This window comes from Streptomyces canus, assembly GCF_030816965.1.
Lineage (GTDB): Bacteria > Actinomycetota > Actinomycetes > Streptomycetales > Streptomycetaceae > Streptomyces > Streptomyces canus_E.
Genome location: NZ_JAUSYQ010000002.1, coordinates 4,932,619 through 4,951,435 on the forward strand (window position 1 = coordinate 4,932,619; position 18,817 = coordinate 4,951,435).

12 protein-coding genes, 2 tRNA genes and 1 other RNA gene are annotated in these 18,817 nt (G+C 70.5%); 8 read left to right on the top strand and 7 right to left on the bottom strand.

Annotated features, from left to right (window positions below; all coding sequences use genetic code 11):
• Positions 1-10 precede the first annotated feature (10 nt).
• From QF027_RS23685 to QF027_RS23695, 3 genes are all read left to right on the top strand, one after another.
• Positions 11-1,225, top strand: coding sequence for a sensor histidine kinase (locus QF027_RS23685; protein WP_306979248.1), 1,215 nt, complete (start codon positions 11-13; stop codon positions 1,223-1,225).
• A 401-nt stretch (positions 1,226-1,626) separates the two neighbouring features.
• Entirely contained in the window at positions 1,627-2,235 is a 609-nt protein-coding gene (locus QF027_RS23690) for a response regulator transcription factor (RefSeq protein ID WP_306979246.1), read from the top strand.
• A gap of 22 nt (positions 2,236-2,257) precedes the next feature.
• A tRNA-Gly gene (locus QF027_RS23695) sits at positions 2,258-2,333 on the top strand.
• A 50-nt stretch (positions 2,334-2,383) separates the two neighbouring features.
• On the opposite strand, the gene QF027_RS23700 is transcribed toward QF027_RS23695, so the two are convergent.
• The 6 genes from QF027_RS23700 to ffs all read right to left on the bottom strand — a co-directional run bounded on the left by QF027_RS23700 (position 2,384) and on the right by ffs (position 11,885).
• Complete coding sequence (locus QF027_RS23700) at positions 2,384-3,283, bottom strand: phosphoribosylaminoimidazolesuccinocarboxamide synthase (RefSeq protein WP_306979244.1); 900 nt, start codon at positions 3,281-3,283, stop codon at positions 2,384-2,386.
• 105 nt (positions 3,284-3,388) lie between these two features.
• Positions 3,389-4,897, bottom strand: a complete 1,509-nt coding sequence (locus QF027_RS23705) for a N,N-dimethylformamidase beta subunit family domain-containing protein (RefSeq protein WP_306979242.1) — start codon at positions 4,895-4,897, stop codon at positions 3,389-3,391.
• 210 nt (positions 4,898-5,107) lie between these two features.
• Positions 5,108-7,540, bottom strand: coding sequence for a hypothetical protein (locus tag QF027_RS23710; RefSeq protein ID WP_307076931.1), 2,433 nt, complete (start codon positions 7,538-7,540; stop codon positions 5,108-5,110).
• A 302-nt stretch (positions 7,541-7,842) separates the two neighbouring features.
• Entirely contained in the window at positions 7,843-9,096 is a 1,254-nt protein-coding gene (gene purD, locus QF027_RS23715; protein ID WP_306979238.1) for a phosphoribosylamine--glycine ligase, read from the bottom strand.
• A 116-nt stretch (positions 9,097-9,212) separates the two neighbouring features.
• Positions 9,213-11,729, bottom strand: coding sequence for a DNA polymerase III subunit gamma and tau (locus tag QF027_RS23720; protein ID WP_307076933.1), 2,517 nt, complete (start codon positions 11,727-11,729; stop codon positions 9,213-9,215).
• A 57-nt stretch (positions 11,730-11,786) separates the two neighbouring features.
• An RNA gene (gene ffs, locus QF027_RS23725) (signal recognition particle sRNA small type) lies at positions 11,787-11,885 on the bottom strand.
• Between the two features lie 72 nt (positions 11,886-11,957).
• On the opposite strand from ffs, the gene QF027_RS23730 reads away from it, so the two are divergent.
• A tRNA-Ser gene (locus QF027_RS23730) sits at positions 11,958-12,045 on the top strand.
• A gap of 308 nt (positions 12,046-12,353) precedes the next feature.
• Here the strand turns inward: QF027_RS23730 and QF027_RS23735 are convergent.
• The gene (locus QF027_RS23735; RefSeq protein ID WP_307076935.1) at positions 12,354-14,030 is read right to left on the bottom strand and encodes an LCP family protein; all 1,677 of its coding nucleotides are present in this window, start codon (positions 14,028-14,030) and stop codon (positions 12,354-12,356) included.
• Between the two features lie 238 nt (positions 14,031-14,268).
• Between QF027_RS23735 and QF027_RS23740 the strand changes: the two genes are divergently transcribed.
• The 4 genes from QF027_RS23740 (at position 14,269) to QF027_RS23760 (ending at position 18,116) form a co-directional block, all read left to right on the top strand.
• A protein-coding gene (locus QF027_RS23740; protein ID WP_373432430.1) for an IS5 family transposase occupies positions 14,269-15,086 on the top strand; the annotation gives its coding sequence in 2 pieces (ribosomal slippage) (positions 14,269-14,620 and positions 14,620-15,086; 819 coding nt in all).
• A 409-nt stretch (positions 15,087-15,495) separates the two neighbouring features.
• Positions 15,496-15,954, top strand: a complete 459-nt coding sequence (locus QF027_RS23745) for an ATP-grasp domain-containing protein (protein WP_307076938.1) — start codon at positions 15,496-15,498, stop codon at positions 15,952-15,954.
• Positions 15,955-16,275: 321 nt separating this feature from the next.
• Positions 16,276-17,748 carry an AAA family ATPase gene (locus tag QF027_RS23755; RefSeq protein WP_307076942.1) on the top strand — a complete coding sequence of 491 codons (1,473 nt, stop codon included), beginning with the start codon at positions 16,276-16,278 and terminating at the stop codon, positions 17,746-17,748.
• Between the two features lie 176 nt (positions 17,749-17,924).
• Positions 17,925-18,116, top strand: a complete 192-nt coding sequence (locus QF027_RS23760; RefSeq protein WP_307076944.1) for a hypothetical protein — start codon at positions 17,925-17,927, stop codon at positions 18,114-18,116.
• Positions 18,117-18,817 lie beyond the last annotated feature (701 nt).

Sequence of the window (18,817 nt, forward strand, 5' to 3'; positions counted from 1 at the left end):
CGGGGAGAGCATGCGCGAGGCAGGGGGCTGGTGGCGGCGGAAGAGCACGCCGGCGAAGGTGGAGACGTACACGCGCTGGTCGTTCCACTTCTTCGCGCTGATCTACGTCGCCTCGGTCGGCCTGCCGGTCTTCGGGCAGGTGACGGGGCAGCTCGCGGTCTGGCTGGTGCTGCTGGTGTGCGCGCATGCCGTGGTGTGTGCGGTGACCGCGTCGCGGGCGCTCGACTGGACGCGGGGGCGGCGCGAGCAGCCGGTGCGGACGCTGTGGCTGCTCGGGGCGGTCACTCTCGTCATCTCCGTCGCGGTGATCGGCATCGCCGAGCGGGGTCCGGACGACGACGGTCTCGACATGGCGGCGGGTGCGGTCTTCGTGGGCGTACTGACCTTCGCGGCCGGTATCGGCGCGCTCGGCGTCCGCAGGCGACGGCGCGTGCTCGCGCTGGTGGGCGGCTTCGCCGCGGGCGCCGTGCTCGGTGGCTTTCCCCTGGGTTACGCCGTCCCGGAGTCACTGGTCACCGGGATGGTGGTGCTGGTCGCCGCCGGGTTCCTCGCCTTCACCTCCGTCTTCTCCGTCTGGCTCCTGAACGCCGTCTACGAACTCGACACGGCCCGAGAGACCCGCGCGCGGCTCGCCGTCGCCGAGGAACGGCTGCGGTTCGGGCGGGATCTGCACGACGTGGTGGGGCGGAACCTGGCCGTGATCGCGCTGAAGAGCGAACTGGCCGTGCAGCTGACGCGTCGGGGACGGGGCGAGGCCATGGACCAGATGACCGAGGTGCAGCGGATCGCGCACGAGACGCAGCGCGAGGTGCGGGATGTCGTACGGGGATACCGGGAGGCCGATCTCGGGATCGAACTCACCGGAGCGCAAGGGGTGTTGACCGCCGCCGGCATCACCTGCACGGTCACCGGGGAGCCGAACGGGCTGCCCGCCGAGGTGCAGTCGGCGCTCGGCTGGGTGGTACGGGAGGCCACCACGAACGTCCTGCGGCACGGGGACGCCAAGCGGTGCGAGGTGACCCTGCGGAGAGAGGGGGAGCGGGTGGTGCTGACCGTGGAGAACGATGGGGCCTCGCGGTCGCCCGGCACCGGCGGGTCCGGCCTCGCCGGACTGCGCGAGCGGCTCGCGGCCGTGACCGGGACGCTGGAGGCGGGACCTGCCCGCGCGGGCGTGTTCCGGCTGGTGGCGGAGGTGCCGCTGGTGGCGACGGAGGGGGTCTCTTGACTGGGCGGGTGGTGTCGGAGGGGATGGGCTCGTGACTGGGCGGGTGGTGTCGGAGAGGAGGGCTCGTGACTGGGCGGGTGGCGTTGGAGGGGAGGCTCGTGACCGCGCGCCTGATGTGCCGGAGGGGCTCGTGACCGTGTACGTGCTGCCGGAGGGGATGGGCTCGTGACCGTGTACGAGCTGCCGGAGGGGCTCGTGACCGTGCATGTGGTGCCGGAGGGGCTCGTGACCGTGCAGTGCTGCTGGAGGGGATGGGCTTGTGACCAAGCACGTGGTGTTGGAAGGGACGGTCCGTGATCGTGCGCGTGGTGTCGGAGGGGATGGGCTCGTGACCGTACGTGTGGTGGTGCTGGAGGGGATGGGCTCGTGACCGTACGTGTGGTGGCGCCGGAGGTGGGCTCGTGACCGTGCGGGTGTTGCTCGCCGATGACGAGCATCTGATTCGGGGCGCGCTCGCCGCGCTGCTCTCGCTTGAGGACGACCTCGCGATCGTCGCGGAGGCGGCGACCGGTCCCGAGGCGCTGGCGATGGCCCGGGCGCACGAGCCCGACGTGGCCGTACTCGATCTCCAGATGCCCGGCGCGGACGGTGTGAAGGTCGCCACATCCCTGCGGACCGAACTGCCCTCGTGCAAGGTGCTGATCGTCACCAGCCACGGGCGGCCCGGGCATCTCAAGCGGGCGCTGGAAGCCGGTGTGCGGGGGTTCGTTCCGAAAACCGTGAGCGCGCAGCGGCTCGCGGAGATCATCCGCACGGTGCACGAGGGAAACCGTTACGTCGATCCCGAGTTGGCCGCGGACGCGATCTCCGCCGGGGACTCCCCCCTGACCGTGCGGGAGGCCGAGGTACTGGAACTCGCCGCCGACGGGGCGCCCGTCGCGGAGATCGCCGAGCGGGCCGCGCTGTCGCAGGGGACCGTACGGAACTATCTGTCGTCGGCCGTCTCCAAGCTGGGGGCGGAGAACCGTCACACGGCCGTGCGGCTCGCGCGCGAGCGAGGTTGGGTATAGTGGTTCTCGCACCACGGCGCATGCGAACGTAGCTCAGTTGGTAGAGCGCAACCTTGCCAAGGTTGAGGTCGCGAGTTCGAACCTCGTCGTTCGCTCCATCGAGAAGCCCCCTGGTTTTCACCGGGGGGCTTCTCCGTTACGACCAGCGCTACGACCAGCTCGTGCCCGTCAGGCGCTCGTACGCCTCGATGTACTTGGCGCGGGTGCGGTCCACGACCTCCTGCGGCAGCGGCGGCGGGGGCTGCTCGCTCTTGCGGTCCCAGCCGGACTCCGCCGAGGTCAGCCAGTCGCGCACGAACTGCTTGTCGTACGACGGCTGCGCGTGCCCCGGCTCCCACTGCTCGGCCGGCCAGAAGCGGGAGGAGTCCGGGGTGAGGACCTCGTCCGCGATGACGAGGGTCTCGCCGTCGAAGCCGAACTCGAACTTGGTGTCCGCGAGGATGATCCCGCGGTCCCGGGCGATGTCCCGGCCCCGCGAGTAGACGGCGAGGGTCGCCTGGCGCAGCTGGGCCGCGGTGTCGGCGCCGACCTGGCGGGCGACCTCCTCGTAGGAGACGTTCTCGTCGTGCTCGCCCACGGCGGCCTTGGTTGCCGGAGTGAAGATCGGGGCGGGGAGCTCGCTGCCGTCGACCAGTCCCTCAGGGAGGGCGAGACCGCAGACCGTACGGGACTCGTTGTACTCCAGCAGTCCGGAGCCGGTGAGATAGCCGCGGGCGACGGCTTCCACGGGGATCATCTGGAGCGACTTGCAGACCAGGGTGCGGCCCGCCCAGTCGGCGGGGGCGCCGTCCGGAACGGCCGTACTCAGGACGTGGTTCGGCAGCAGGTCGGCGATCTGGTCGAACCACCACAGGGACAGCTGGGTGAGGACGCGGCCCTTGTCGGGGATCTCGGTCGGCAGCACCCAGTCGAAGGCGGAGATACGGTCACTGGCGACCATCACGAGGTCGCCCGCCTCGTTCTGGTACAGCTCGCGCACCTTGCCGGTGTGCAGGTGCACCAGGCCCGGAACCTGGAGCGGCTCGGGCTTTTCTACGAATCCGGACACGGTTCCTCCCCGTGAGTATGTCCAACGGGTCGATTGTCCCGTACGGGGCGCTGACCTTGGACTTGGGGTGCGCTCAGGGAGCGGCGGGGGTGCTGCTGGGTGAACTCAGTCACGCTTGCAGATGCGGTCCAGCAGGTTGGCGGTGGCGCGCTGGACGCGGGTGTCGACGTGGCCCGGGCGGTCCAGTGCCGGGGACCAGGCGAAGGTGCCTGCGGCGAAGACCAGGGCGCCGGAGGGGGCGCGGTAGAGGGACGTCTCCTGGTGGCGGAGGGCGCCCTCGCTGTCGGCGTACGGCGAGTGGGCGAGCAGGATGCGGTCGTCGTGCTCCGGCAGCGGGGTGCGCGGGAAGTAGCGGTCGGCCTCGCCCGCGACCAGGCCGGCGAGTTCGTCGCCCTCCCGGGCACCGGTCGCCTCCCACAGCCAGTGCTCGGCGTTGCGAACGATCAGGGGGTGGGGCTCGGGCACCCTTCCCGCGTACTGGATGCCGACCAACTGCTGTTCGGGGCGGTCGACTTCGCGCCAGAGCGCCGGTTTGCCCGGGCCCCTGCGCTTGCGGCAGGTCAGCAGACGGTCGGGGACACCGGACGGCGAGGGGCCCAACTCGACCTGCCAGTACATGGTGTTGGCGGACAGGAAGACGAGAGAGGTGCCGCTGTCGCGGGCTCGCTCGACCGTGCGGCGCATGGCCGTCGACCAGTACTCGTCGTGGCCGGGGAAGACCAGGCCCCGGTACCGGGTGGGGTCGAGGTGGCCGGCGTGCAGGTCGCGGGCGTCGGCGTAGGCGAGGTCGTAGCCGTAGCGCTCGGCGAAGCGGATGAAGTCGTAGGCGTGGCCCACATGCAGCGGCAGGCCCGCGCCCGCGTACGGCCGGTCGAAGGAGACCGTGGTCGCCGCGTCGGCCTCGCCGAGGAGCCGGCCCTGTTCGTCCCAGGCGTGGTAGAGGCTGGCGCCGGTGCGGCCGTCCTCGGGATAGAGGTTGTACGCCTGCCAGGTGACGTCGGGCAGGAGGAGAAGTAAGTCCGCTGGGTGGTTCTCGCGGACCGTGAAGGGGATGTGGGAGCGGTAGCCGTCGGCGGTCGTGAGGACGGCGACGTATGCGCCGACGCTCCAGTAGGACGGGATCTGCAGCCGCCAGGACAGCCACCAGTGGTGGCAGGAGACCGTACGCTCCGCGGTGAGCGGCGGGGGCTGGACGATGCCGGAGAGACGGGGACTGGTGGTGATCTTCGCCGCGCCGTCGCCGCCGTAGTGGCCGATGCGGTAGATGTCGACGCCGAACTCCTGCGGCGGGTCGACGGTGATGTGGAAGTCGACGGCCTCACCGGGGGCGACCGCGCCGGTCGAGGTGAAGCCCTTGATCTGACGGCGGACGTCGTCGGCGGAGCGGGGGCCGCCGCCGGGGGCGGTGCGGGGGGAGGGGATGCGCGGGGCGCCCTCCTTCGGGGTGTGGGCGGGGTCCGTCTCGACGTACCACGGGACCACCTGGCCGGTGTCGTCGAAGTACGTCTCACTGCCGCGCAGCCAGGGGACGGGGCCCTGGCCGAAGGGGTCCGTCACGGCGTGCGCGAGTGCTCCCGACTCCCAGCGGCGGATGTGCTCCGGTCCTGGGCCCATGGTCGCTCCCCTCCCTCGTGCCCCCGTTGTTCGTCCTGCGCCATGCTTTGTGCGCGTGCCGTGCGTGTGCCGTGCGCCTGTCCTGTGGCACAAGCCCCTGCCATGTGCGCGGCCATGTGCGCGATCGGTCTCAGCACATCACATTCCGCGCCCAGGCTGTCACTATTCGTTGCGAACTGGCCGAAAGTGGAAGCGGGGACTCCGGATTCGTCAGACGAGGCGGACCGGCTTCTCGGGGCGTATCCCCGACTTGACCAGCCAGGCGCGCAGAGGGGCCGGGTCTCCGTCCTCCACGAGGCTGAGGACGCGGGGGGTGAGGTCCGCGGCGCGTTCGCCGTTGATGAGGAGGGACGGGCCATCGAGCCAGTCAAGGCCCGGGGCGGCGCCGGCGGTGTCGATCGCGGCGCAGCAGACCATCGCGGTGACGTGGTCGGTGAGGAGTTCCCTGGCGCTGCGGGGCGGTTGGAGCGGGAAGAGGGGGAGGGCGGTGTCGTCCCAGAGGATGAGATCGGGCGTGCTACGGGACGGCGGGGCGGCGGCTTCCTCACGGGCCAGCTCGGCGGTGAGCGCCGCGGCGAGCGTGTCGGCTTCGCCGTCTGTGCTTCCACGCGCGCAACCCGCGCCACATTCGTCATCCGCTGCGGGCGCCCCCTGGGCCGCGGTCTCACGGTCGACTCCTGCGGGTTCGTCCGGCGGGACGGGGGTGTGCTGTCCGGCCGCGAGGGCGTCAGCCGGGGGAGGTTCACGGTCCGGGTCCGCCGTCATGTCACCGTCCGGTGGAGCCGGTAGGGGGGCGGCGGGAGCCCGGTCGTGCCGGATTGGAGCCGGGGCGGCGGTCGCGAGTGCGTCCGCCTGAGCCGATTCGTGCAGCGCGCCTCCGGCGTCGGCGTCGTCCGGGGAGGTGGATCCATCGGTCGTCGCCACGCCATCGGCCGGCGGAGGCGGGGCGAGGTCTGTGGAAGCGGGGTCGCCCAGGGGTGGTGCGGTCCCGCCGGAAGCGAGACCATCCGCGTCCGCCCGAACCGGCCCCTGCTCGTGCTCGTGCTCGACGGCGCCCGGGTCGTCCGCCGAAGTCAGTCCACCGGCCATCGCCACGCCGTCTGTGGAAGCAGGATCACGCGGAGATGCCGCGGTCCCGCCGGACGCGAGACCATCCGCGTCCGCCCGAACCGGCCCCCGGTCCCGCCCGGGCTGGACGGCGCCGGGGTCGTCCGCCGAAGTCAGTCCACCGGCCGCCGCCACGCCGTCGGTCGGCGGAGCCAGGGCGAGGTCCGTGGTGGTGGGGGCGGGTGAGGACGTGGGTGTCGAGGTGGCGGGTCGGTCGGCTGCCGGGGGGTGTGGAGTGGGGCCGGTGTGCCCGGGAGCCGACAGGTGGGCCAGGACTCGGGAGAGCGTGGGGCCGTGGGATTCCGGCGGGGCGGTTCCCGGGGTGCGGCTCACGCCCTGGGCATCGAGGACTCGGTGGAGTCGGGCCGCGTCCAGGCGCCACTTTCGGTCCACTACCTCTTCCGGGTACTCCTGCCAGTCCACCGGGGACCAGTCCTGGCCGGTCTCCGCGGGGCCGCCGTGGAAGAGGCGGGCGGCGAGGAGGGAGGCGGCCTCGTCGACCGCGCCGGGCTCTTCGAGCAGGTCGCAGGCGGGGCGCTCACCCAGACGCGAGGCGAAACCCTCGGCCAGTCGGTCGCGGCGGGACAGCTCGGTGAGGGCGGCCACCACGCCCGCGTCCAGGCGGGAGGGCCAGCGACCCATCCGCCAGGCGGGGAGCGCGACCCGGGTCAGCAGCCGGTCCCAGCCCGCGTACGCCAGGCCCACCTGTTCCTGGGCCACGATCCTGAGGCCGTAGTCCACAGCCTGTGCACGCTCCGCGGCCGCGGCCGCGACCCCGCGCTCCATCTGGGTCGCGTGCTCCCGGCAGCTACGCAGGAGGAGCCGGGCCACCCAGGCGACACCCGCGCACATCACACGGGTGAGCGGACAGCGGCCCGGGACGGAGCCGACGGCCACGGCCGCGTCCAGACCCCGCACGAAACGGCGGGCCGCCGCTATGTCGGGGTGCGCCGAAGGGCCCGTACCGGCGACGACCGGAGCAAGGACCGCGCGCAGTTCGCCGACGCGCATCCACCACAGGAACGGCGAGCCGATGACCAGCACCGGTGCGGCCGGGACACGGCGGTGGGAGCCGCGGACGCCGGCGATCTCGTCGTGCCGGCCCTCCTGCGGGGGCGGGCCGTGGGCAGGGTGGGTCCGGTCCTCCAGCCAGCTGTCGCAGTCCGGCGTGAGCGCTATTGCGGAGGGAGCCGGGACGTCTAGGCGGTCGGCGAGGTCGCGCACCATGCGGTACAGGTCGGGCGCGGACTCCTCGGCGATCGCGACGGTCGGACTGACGGCGGGGCGGGCGCGGGCGACGACCAGGGCCACGGCTCCGGCGGCGAGCAGCACCACGGCCCCGAGAACGGTCATGGCGAGGCGGGCGGTGTCCCAGAACCCGCCCATGAGATGACTGGTGGAACCTCCGGCGAGCAGCACCACGGCCACCGCCGCGGGCAGCAGCGCCACGGCCAGCGCACGGCTGCGGATGCGCAGCACGGCGAGGGCCCGGGAGCGCGCGGCCTGCGCGGCTACCTCGACTCCGATACCGGTCATGACCGGACCTCACCCCCTCCCTGCCGTCCTGCATGCCCAGCTGTCCTGGCGTTGCTCACTCCCCCACTGTGGCACCCGCCACTGACATCGCAATGCCGGTGGGCCAAGTGCCGGACCGCTTGCGCCGCACCATAGTTGGGCCCCGGGCCCCCGTCAGCCGTATGGATCCCCGGTCACTCGATGGAATGGCTTTGGGGAGAGGTGGATGACGTACAGCAAAGATCAGGCCCCGAATCCTTAGACGGATCCGGGGCCGGTCAGGTTGTTCGGGAGCGGGGGTTTCGCCCTGGTTTTCGAGCTTCTCAGGCTCCGGACGCCGCCTTCGCCGCGATGTCCGTCCGGTGCTGGGAACCGTCGAGCCGGATGCGCGCCACCGCCCGGTACGCACGGTCGCGGGCCTCGGTGAGGTCCTTGCCGGACGCCGTGACCGACAGGACGCGGCCGCCTGCGCTGACGACGGCGTCGCCGTCCCGCTTGGTGCCGGCGTGCAGGACGTAGGCGTGCGGGGCGTCCTCGGCGGCCACCTCGTCGAGGCCGGTGATCGGGTCGCCGGTGCGCGGGGTGGCGGGGTAGTTGTGCGAGGCGACGACCACGGTGACCGCGGCGTCCTCGCTCCAGCGCAGCGGCTCCAGGTCGGCCAGGTTGCTGGTGGCCGCGGCGAGCAGGATGCCGGCCAGCGGGGTCTCGAGGCGGGCCAGGACGACCTGGGTCTCGGGGTCGCCGAAGCGGGCGTTGAACTCGATGACCCTCACGCCTCGCGAAGTGATCGCGAGACCGGCGTAGAGCAGGCCGGAGAAGGGGGTGCCGCGGCGGCGCATCTCGTCGACCGTCGGCTGCAGGACCGTCTGCATGACCTCGTCGACCAGCTTGGGGTCGGCCCAGGGCAACGGGGAGTAGGCGCCCATGCCGCCGGTGTTCGGGCCTTCGTCGCCGTCGAGGGCGCGCTTGAAGTCCTGGGCCGGCTGGAGGGGCAGAACGGTGTCGCCGTCGGTGATGGCAAAGAGGGAGACCTCGGGGCCGTCCAGGAACTCCTCGATGACGACCCGGTCGCAGGCGTTGGCGTGCGCTGCCGCGGCCTCGATGTCGCTGGTCACGACGACGCCCTTGCCCGCGGCGAGTCCGTCGTCCTTGACGACGTACGGGGCGCCGAAGGCGTCGAGGGCCTCGGCGACCTCCTCGGGGGTCGTGCAGACGTAGGAGCGGGCGGTCGGGACTCCGGCCGCGGCCATGACGTCCTTGGCGAAGGCCTTCGAGCCCTCGAGCTGCGCGGCCTCCCCGGACGGACCGAAGACGGGGATGCCCACCTCGCGCACGGCGTCGGAGACCCCCGCGACGAGCGGGGCCTCCGGGCCTACGACGACCAGGTCGGCACCGAGCCGCTGCGCGAGCGCTGCCACCGCCGCGCCGTCGAGGGCGTCGACCGGGTGCAGCTCGGCGACCTCGGCGATGCCGGCGTTGCCGGGGGCGCAGTGCAGGGCACTGACGTCGGGGTCGAGGGACAGGGAGCGGCACAGGGCGTGTTCGCGGGCGCCGTTACCGATGACGAGGACCTTCACGGGGGTCAGCCTAACGGGGTTTTTGTGGAGGGTTCCTAAGGGGTGGAGGGAGCGGAGCCGTAGGTTCCTCCAAGATGAGCTCTCGCGCGCGTCCCTCCCTCGTCCCCCTCTTCGTTTTATTCGTTGGTGATTTCCTCCACCACGGTCGCCCCGAGCTCGCGCACGATCAGTTCGCGACCCGAGAGGGCGGCCTCGTTGAGATCGGGGTCGTCGTCCTCGGGGATGTCGTCCTCGATGGAGACCGGCGGGGGTTCCGGCGCGGACCGCTGCGGGGCAGGGGCCGGTACGGCGGCCGGCGTCGGCGTGGGCCGGGCCGCCGGGGCGGGCGTCGGCTGGGGGGAGGACGAGGCCTGGGGGGCCGGGGCGCCGTAGCCCGCCGTGCTACCGGTGCCGTAGCCGCCGGTGTTGCCGCCTCCGCCGTAGCCACCGCCACCGCCGCCGTTGAAGCCGCCGGATGCCGGGGGCGCCCCTCCGCCGCCCGACGGGTCGATGACGGCCTCGATCTTCCACTGGATGCTGAACTGCTCGGCCAGCGCCTGCCGCAGCACCTCTTCGCTGCCGCTGCTCGCGAAGTTGTCGCGGGCGCCGGCGTTGACGAAGCCGAGCTGAAGGGTGGTGCCGTCGAAGCCGGCCACGTGGGCGTTCTGGCTGAGCAGGATCCATGTGAAGCGGCGGCGGTTCTTGACGGCTTCCAGGATGTTGGGCCAGAGCTGACGGGGGTCGGGGCTGCCGGTCGGCGGGGCGTAGGCGCCCGGTCCGGGTGCGGAGGCCGCGGGTGCGGCCTGAGCCGGTGCCGGGGCGGTCGCGGGCCGATGCGATGCGGGCGCCTGGGGTTGGCCGCCGCCGCCCGCCGGGGCCGCGGTGGGCCAGCCACCGGGACGCCGGCCGCCGCCGACCGGGGCGGCGGCGGGCCAGGCTCCGGGGGCGGGGGCGGAACCCGACGCAGCCGGGGACGGTGTGGCGGACTGCTGCTGGTGGGGCGGTCGGAGCTGGTCCGGGTGGGCGGTGGAGGGTTGGCCGACGGGAGCACCAGGAGGCTGGGCCGTGGGTGAACCGTGCGCCGGGCCGGCGTGGGGGTCGCCGGTGTGGAGGTCGGGAGTCGAACCGTGGGTCGGACCGGCGGGCGAGTCAGGGGTCCCGCCGACGGGCGGCGCCGAGTCGGCCGTAGCGCCGGGGAATCCGCCCGTGCCACCTGCTCCGGCCGGAACGCCGCCACCCGGGACGCCGACTCCGCCCGGGGTGCCGCCGCCGAAGCCTCCCCCGCCGGGCGTGCCCGCGCCCGAGGCCCGGACCGCCGCACGCGCCGCGGCCGGGCCACCACCGGGCGGGACCGGTGCGGGTGGCGGGACGGCGACCGTCGAGGCACTCGAGGCACCAGGGACGCCCTGGACGCCCGGGGTACCCAGGGCCGCTCCCCCGTGGGCTTCCGGCCCCGGCACGTACCCCATCGCGGGGGCGCCGCCGGCCGAGAAGTTCACGCCCCGCTCGATGCGGTCGAGGCGGGCCATCACCGAGCGCTCGTCCCCGTAGGCCGCGGGGAGCAGCACGCGCGCGCAGATGAGTTCCAGCTGGAGGCGGGGCGAGTTGGCGCCGCGCATCTCGGTCAGGCCTTGGTTCACGAGGTCGGCGGCGCGGCTGAGCTCGGCCGCACCGAAGGTGCCGGCCTGGGCCTGCATGCGCTCGATGACATCGGCGGGGGCGTCGATGAGCCCCTTCTCGGCGGCGTCGGGAACGGCGGCGAGGATGACCAGGTCCCGCAGCCGCTCCAGCAGGTCGGTGACGAAGCGGCGCGGGTCGTTGCCGCCCTCGATGACGCGGTCGACGACCTCGAAGGCGGCGGCGCCGTCACCGGTGGCGAAGGCCTCGACCACGGAGTCGAGGAGGGAGCCGTCGGTGTAGCCGAGGAGGGACGTGGCCATGGCATACGTCACACCCTCCTCCTTGGCCCCGGCGAGCAGCTGGTCCATGACGGACATGGAGTCACGCACGGAGCCCTGGCCTGCCCGCACGACGAGGGGCAGGACGCCGTCCTCGACGGGGATGTTCTCCTTGCCGCACACCTCGCCGAGGTAGTCCCGCAGGGTGCCGGGCGGGACGAGCCGGAAGGGGTAGTGATGGGTTCGCGACCGGATCGTCCCGATGACCTTCTCGGGCTCGGTGGTGGCGAAGATGAACTTGAGGTGCTCCGGGGGCTCCTCGACGACCTTCAGCAGCGCGTTGAACCCTGCCGACGTGACCATGTGGGCCTCGTCGATGATGTAGATCTTGTAGCGACTGCTCGCGGGCCCGAAGAAGGCCTTTTCGCGCAGCTCACGGGCGTCGTCCACACCACCGTGGGAGGCTGCGTCGATCTCGATGACGTCGATGGAACCGGGGCCGTTGCGTGCGAGGTCCTGGCAGGACTGGCACTCACCGCAAGGGGTGGGGGTGGGTCCCTGTGCGCAGTTCAGGCACCTGGCGAGGATGCGCGCGCTGGTCGTCTTGCCGCATCCGCGCGGACCGCTGAACAGGTACGCGTGATTGACCCGGTTGTTCCGCAGCGCCTGCTGCAGCGGGTCGGTGACATGCTCCTGCCCGATGACCTCGGCGAAGGACTCCGGGCGATAGCGGCGGTACAACGCGAGAGACGACACGCATACGAGGTTATAGGCGCCCACTGACACCCGGGCCCGCGCGTGCGCTCCGCCGGGAACGCAAGCGCCCCCCACGCACCCGCCAGAGCCGACCTACCCTTGCTGCCTTCCGGCCCTGGGGGAGTTCAGTCAGATAGCGCCGCGTGAGGGGCTGCCCAAACAGTACCCGATGGCAGCGGGTGGGAACGAGTTCGCGAGCACTCCTCAACGTCTTGTATTGTTTGCGGCGGAGGATTCGCCTAGAGGCCTAGGGCGCACGCTTGGAAAGCGTGTTGGGGGCAACCCCTCACGAGTTCGAATCTCGTATCCTCCGCCAGTCCCTCACCGGGCACGATGTCGATGGGCCCCACCGTTCGCGGTGGGGCCCATCGACGTTGTCCCAGCCCTCGTTGTCCTGGTCTTTGTCTACAGGGGCCGCTTCCGGCGCTACCCAGAATCGCCGTTCCGATCACCGACTCCGCCCCCTCAGCTTGACCGATAGGCTTGAACCTATGACGTTGACATGTCCGCGACGTCTTCAAGGGTGCGGGCGATCAGGTGCTGGTAGCGGCGGCGTATCCGGGCGGACCAGCCGGGCTCCCAGCCCGTGATCGCGTCGACGACCGTGTCCGGGGGCCCAGAGGCTTACGGCGCCGAGTCCTTCACGTTCTTGGCAAGGGCGTAGGCCTCGGTCGGGGAGGTGCTGGACGGCGGGTGGTCCTCGCTGGTGGGCATACCGTTGGCGTCCAGCCCGATGACGTCGTTGTAGGGGCTGACCGTCGCGCACTTCTTGGTGTCGCCGGTCTGCTGGTGGGAGCCGTTCAGAGCCACCTGGGTGTCGACGTGCGTCGGAGTCGGCTTGCCGCCGGGGAAGGTGTCGCCGGTCGTCCAATCGGTGCCGATGAGCAGCACGATCTGCGAACCGGTGCCCTGCTCGACCGCCTTGGACGGGAGGCCGAGCGCCTTGGCGACCGCCTGGGCCTGCGCCTTCTGCCCGGCCGGGTAAGTCAGCGAGGTAGCGGTGGAGGGAGTCCCGTTCCCCGAGTCGGTCTCCTTGCTGAAGCCCTGGTCGATCAGCGCCTGGGCGATCGCCACCCCCCGGTGGTACACCCCGGTGCCGTTCTCGACGTGGACGACGACCGAGGCGGCGGAGACCGGGCTGGCGGTCGCCGAGGGGGAGCCCTTCTTCCCGGTGGACGCGGTGAGCGACTGGTCGTCCGCGATGGTCTTGAACATCTCCTTGGCGCCCGGGCCGATCAGCGTCTCGGACCCGCCGCCCGGCAGGTCGACGTCCTGGGTCTGCATGGTGGCCCAGGTGATCCGGCTGGCGGGCACCTTGTTGAGGTCGAGTGCCAGGTCGATGAGCTTGTTGGCGGAGTCCAGGCTGTTGTCGACGGTCAGCGCCTTGGTCGCGGCGTTGGCTATGCCCCACATCTTCGACGGGCTGCTCAGCGTGCCCTTGCTCTTCATCTGGTTGAGGAGGGCGTTGAGGAAGATGTGCTGGGCGTCGGTCCGGCCGCGGCTGTCGCTGGAGTCACCGAAGCCGTGCCGGGTCCGCACAAACTCCAGCGCGGCATCACCCTTCAGCGTGTGCGACCCCTCCTTCAGTTTCAGGTGGCTGTAGGGGTCGTAGACGTTCTTGCTGACGCAGACGCGCGTCCCGCCGACCGCGTTGGACATCGCCACCACGCCGGCGAAGTCGATCATCATGAAGTGGTCGATGGGTATCCCGGTGAGCTGGTGCACCGCGACGACGCTGCAGCCGGGGCCGCCGTTCAGCGCCGAGTTGACCTGCGCGCGGGTCTGCGCCGGCATGCTCGGGTGGCCCGGGTCGTGGCAGCCGCTCCAGTCGGTCCGCAGGTCGCGGGGGATGCTCATCACCGTGGCATTGGACCGGTCGGCGGATATGTGGACGATCATCTCCACGTCGGCTCGGGCGCCGCCGGCCGTTCCGCAAGCGCCGCCGAGCTTGCAGTCCGCCGCGCTGTTACGGGCGTCGGATCCGATGACCAGGATGTTGATCGGGCTGCGTCCGAACGCGTCGACCTTCTCGTGCCCGGCGCCGTCCTTGCCGTTGGCGGACAGATGGTCGGACTTGATGTTGCTGTTCAGCTTCCAGTACGCGTACGCGGCAGTGCCGACGCCGAGCACCAGCACGAACCCCAGCAACAGCCCGACGATCTTAAGCGCGCGCCTTCTGTCAGGCTTCTTGCTGGCTCTGCGCATGGCAGCCCTGCCACCGCCGACCAACTCCGCCGGATCCGCCTTCTCGGCCCTGATCCGGCCGGTGGCATGCCTCCGCGATCTGAGGGGCTGCGTCATGAGAACTTCCTCGTACCTTCAGGGGGCGACGGCTACCAGAACTATCCGTAAGTGGGACTCGCGGAAGACAAGTTGGGTTGTAATCCTGTCGGCTTCCGACCGGCCCTCTATTGCGAAATGCCTGGGAGACCAACCAAGTTGGGCGAGTTCCCGCACAACCACACAATCCGCACTTACTGGCTCTAACAAAAGCGGGTTGATCATGTGACTGTCTACTTGATCGCTCGTTGATGTGGGCATGGGGAAGCGTCAGTCGCGACCGTGGATCGTGTCGGATGAACTGTGGTTGCTCATCGAGCCGTTGCTGCCCGAGCGGCCCCCGAAGCAGGTCGAGGGCAGACCGCGAGTGCCCGATCGTCAAGCCCTGTGCGGGATCTTGTTCGTCCTGCACACCGGCATCCAGTGGGAGTACCTCCCGCAGGAGCTCGGCTTCGGATCGGGCATGACGTGCTGGAGGCGCCTGGCGGCCTGGAACGAGGCAGGCGTCTGGGACCAGCTGCATCAGTTGCTGCTGAACAAGCTGCGCTCGAAGAACCAGCTGGACTGGTCGCGGGCGGTGATCGATTCCTCCCATGTCCGGGCCGCGCGCAGGGGCCCAAAAGCGGGCCCAGCCCGGTCGACCGCGCACGCCCGGGCAGCAAGCACCACATCATCACCGACGGCCAGGGGGTCCCGCTCGCGGTGTCTTTGACCGGCGGAAACCGCAACGATGTCACCCAACTGCTGCCCCTGTTGGACAAGATCCCCGCAGTGGCCGGAGTCGTCGGGCGGCCGCGCAGACGGCCGGACATGCTCTTCGCCGACCGCGGCTACGACCACGACAAGTACCGACGGCTCTTGCGGCAGCGCGGCATCAGGCCCGCGATCGCCGAGCGTGGGCAGCCGCACGGGACGGGACTGGGCACCTTCCGCTGGGTCGTTGAGCGGACGATCTCCTGGCTGCACGGCTTCCGCCGCTTACGGATCCGCTGGGAACGACGCGACGACATCCACGAGGCCTTCCTCGGACTTGCCGTCTGCCTGATCACTCACCGGCACGTCCAGAGGCTTTGTTAGGGCCTGTTAGCGACAGCCCCTGAGGGTTGCAGCCAGGGTTGCGTTCACCCCCGTTCAGCCCAGTGCGGCCGTCGCTGCTCGAACCCGTCCACCGCAGGTCAGGACACTGACGGCTATCCCGGACGCCCGCACGAACATTTGGAAAGCGCGTTGGGGGCAACCCCTCACGAGTTCGAATCTCGTATCCTCCGCCGTCGCCTGACCAGGCGAAACGAAGAGCCGGACCGTGATCGCGGTCCGGCTCTTCGGTGTGCTTTGGGTGCAGTTTTGGTTGCATTTATGTCGGGCATTACAGTCATTTCACTCGGTCTGGCGCTGTGAGGTATTCCCAACTCTGCTTCCCTTTTTGACCTCCGGGCAGCGGACCAGTACGACCGGGCTGCTCGCAGATGCGGCGGCTCGGTGTGGCATGGAAGTGCAGGTGCTCACGGACGGGCAGGCATTGGACGCCCTGGTGGGTCGAGCGGTGCACTGGTACGGGGGTCCATTGGCCGCTGACCGGGTCGCCGACGGCCTGGGGCTGGGATTGCTGGAGCCGTCGGATGACTGGTTGGTGCGGTTGCCGGAGGAGTTCACGGCACGGCGGATCGAGCTGACCACCCTCTCGGAGGCATGGGCGTTGCGCCACCCCGTGTTCGTCAAGCCGCCGAGCGAGAAGTCGTTCCCTGCTGCGGTGTATGTCTCGGATCGAGGCTTCCTCGCACGAGTGAGGGAGTGGGCCCGGACATCCCGGTGTTGGTCTCCTAATGTGGTGACCTTCTTCTGTCGAGTACCGGCTGTTCGTGCTCGACGGGCGGATCGCGGCCGGGAGCCGGTATGCCGTCTAGGGGCGGCTGGACGTCGCGCCGCTCGACGGGGATCCGCGTGAGCGCGAGGTACGCCGGTTCGCCCAGGGACTCCTCGCCACGGTCAGGGAGTCCCTGCCCAGCGCGGACCGTCGACGTCGGCCTGATCCAGGACCCCGACCCCGGTCATGAGCGCTGGGCCGTGATGGAGGCCAACATGCCCTGGTTCTCTCACAGTTACGCGGCCCGGGCCGACACCGTCTTGGACGTCGCTCTGCGCGCAGCAGGTCCTCGTGGCCACGCTTCCCTTGCGATGCGCCGTTCCTCCGCGCGTCAGCAGCCTCGGCTCACATATAGGGGTACGTTTTATAGATACGTACTTCTACATCTACCGGAGGTGGCGCGTGGACAAGCCCGCCGAGATGTTCGATCGCGATTACGAGTGGTCGGCGCTGACCCGGTTCATCGGCGATGAGCAGCCCGGTGCCACGCTCGGAGTGGTCTCCGGTCGGCGGCGCCAGGGTAAGACCTTCCTGCTCGACGCGGCCTGCCGTGCCGAGGGAGGCTTCTATTTCGGTGCGACGGAGGCCGCTGACGCTGAGTCTCTGCGCCGGATCAGCACGGCGCTCACCGCTCATGTCCGGCCCGCCAGCCCGTACCACTTCGCACATTGGGCCGAAGCTGTCGATGAGCTCCTTGCCCTCGGCTCCGAGCACCCCGTGCCCGTGGTGATCGACGAGTTCCCGTACCTCGTCAGGGCCAATCCGGAGCTGCCCTCCATCATCCAGGAGGCGTTCCGTCCGCTGCGGGAGCAGCGCACGGCCTCTCGTGCGCGGTTGCTGCTGTGCGGCTCGGCCCTGTCCTTCATGGGCAAGCTGTTGTCCGGCAACGCACCGCTGAGGGGCCGGGCGGGACTGGAACTTGTCGTGCGCCCCCTCGACCACCGCCTCGCCGCCGAGTTCTGGAACATCACCGACCCCCGGCTGGCCCTGCAGGTCAACGCGATCGTCGGCGGTACGCCCGCCTACCGGCGCGAGTTCGCGCGAGGAGACAGCCCCAGCGGGCCCGACGACTTCGACGCCTGGGTTGTACGTACGGTCCTCAACCCCGAGACGCCGCTCTTCCGCGAGGCCCGTTATCTGCTGGCCGAGGAGCCTGATCTGCGTGACACCGCCCTGTACCTGTCCGTCCTGGCGGCCGTCGCCGACGGCAACGCGACCCGCGGCGGCATGGCCGGCTACCTGGAACGCAAGGCCACCGACATCGCGCACCCCATCAACGTCCTCGAAGACGCCGGGCTGCTGCACCGCGACGCCGACGCTTTCCGCGACAACCGCCCCACCTACCGCATCGCCGAACCCCTGATCGGCTTCTACCACGCCATCATGCGCCCGGTCTGGGACCAGTTGGAACGGCCCGGCAGCGCCGCCCGGGTCTGGCAGGCCAGCCGTCGCCGCTTCACCAGCAACGTCCTCGGCCCCCACTTCGAACAGGTCTGCCGCGACTGGGCCCTCCACCACGCCGACCCCGACCTGCTCGGCGGCCTCCCAGCCCGCGTCGGTCACGGCGTCGTTCATGACCCCAAGGCTCGTACCGGCCACGAGGTCGACGTTGCGGTCGTCGGCATCGCGGACGGCGGCAAGCCGCCGCTGCTGGCGATCGGCGAAGCCAAATGGAACGACACCATGGGCATCGCGCACATCGAACGCCTCCAGCACATCCGCGACCTCATCGCCCAGGCCGGCCGCTACGACACCACCCACACTCAGCTCATCTGCTTCAGCGGGGCGGGCTTCAACGACAAGGCCCGCATGGCCACCGACACCACCTCTGGCATCCAGCTGATCGATCTGGCAGCCCTGTACGGCCAGGCGTAACACCGGCACTGAGCGAGCTGCCGCCTTGATGTCGATCGGCCTCGGCGAGAATGTCATGATCCGGACCCCAAAGAGCTGGAATCAGTCGAATACGCGCGCAGGTAGAGCGGTTCGCACCGCTGGCCGGTGACGATGGGCCTGGCATGGCGCGCCTCCGACCGGACAGAGGACGACGAATGGGCAAACAGGTCAAGTGCGGGTCGACCCATACCAAGACCGGCAAGCGGTGCCAGAACCCGGCGATGATCGGTTACTCCCGCTGTCAGTTGCACCGAGGCGAGTGGAACCCGCCGCAGAAGAAGAAGACCAAGAAGCGCCAGCCGCAAGCTGTGGTGCGGTTCTCTGCCGGGGAGTTCGGAGCCTGGTGAGATTCTCAGGCCCGTGCTGATGACGGTGTAGCGCTTGCACTGGATGATCATTGTGTGGCCGTCTGGGAAGCGCCGGTGACGTCAGACAGTTGTCTCCGGAGCCGCCGACGCGGCGGACGTCGGTGCAACCGTCGCGCCAGCAGAGAGCCGCGCCCGGTTCTTCGAATTCGGTACCGGACATCTTGTCGACGTCGGCCAGTGTCCGATGGCCGGCCCGAATCGCGTCCTGCCCGGCGCCAGCGCCGGCCCCCGCCGCGAAGGAGCCCGGTCCGTACGTAAAAGCCACCCGGCTCCGGTAGCAAGGCCACCGAGCACGACAGCTCCGATGAGGTACGGCCACATCGCTGATCGGAACACCACCCAGCGTGACCAGTAGCAGGGCGCCACCGCTGAGGATCACCTTCCACTGCCTGCGTGCAGATGATCGTCGCCCGCGCTTCCTGGCCATGGCTTCCCCTCCATCGGCTCCCTGCCGAGCAGCGCGGTGGCGAAGGTGGGCCGCCTCTTGGCCAATGGCTCGAATCCGGCCGCTGACCTGGGTGAAACGGGGGCAGCCTTGGTTGCAGGTTTGGTTGCATTCACCTCCGTTCAGCAGCGTCCGGAAGCCTCCGGATGGACCATTCCACCGCAGGTCAGGACGTACGCGGCCACCCCCGAACCCCCAGACGAACATTTGGAAAGCGTGTTGGGGGCAACCCCTC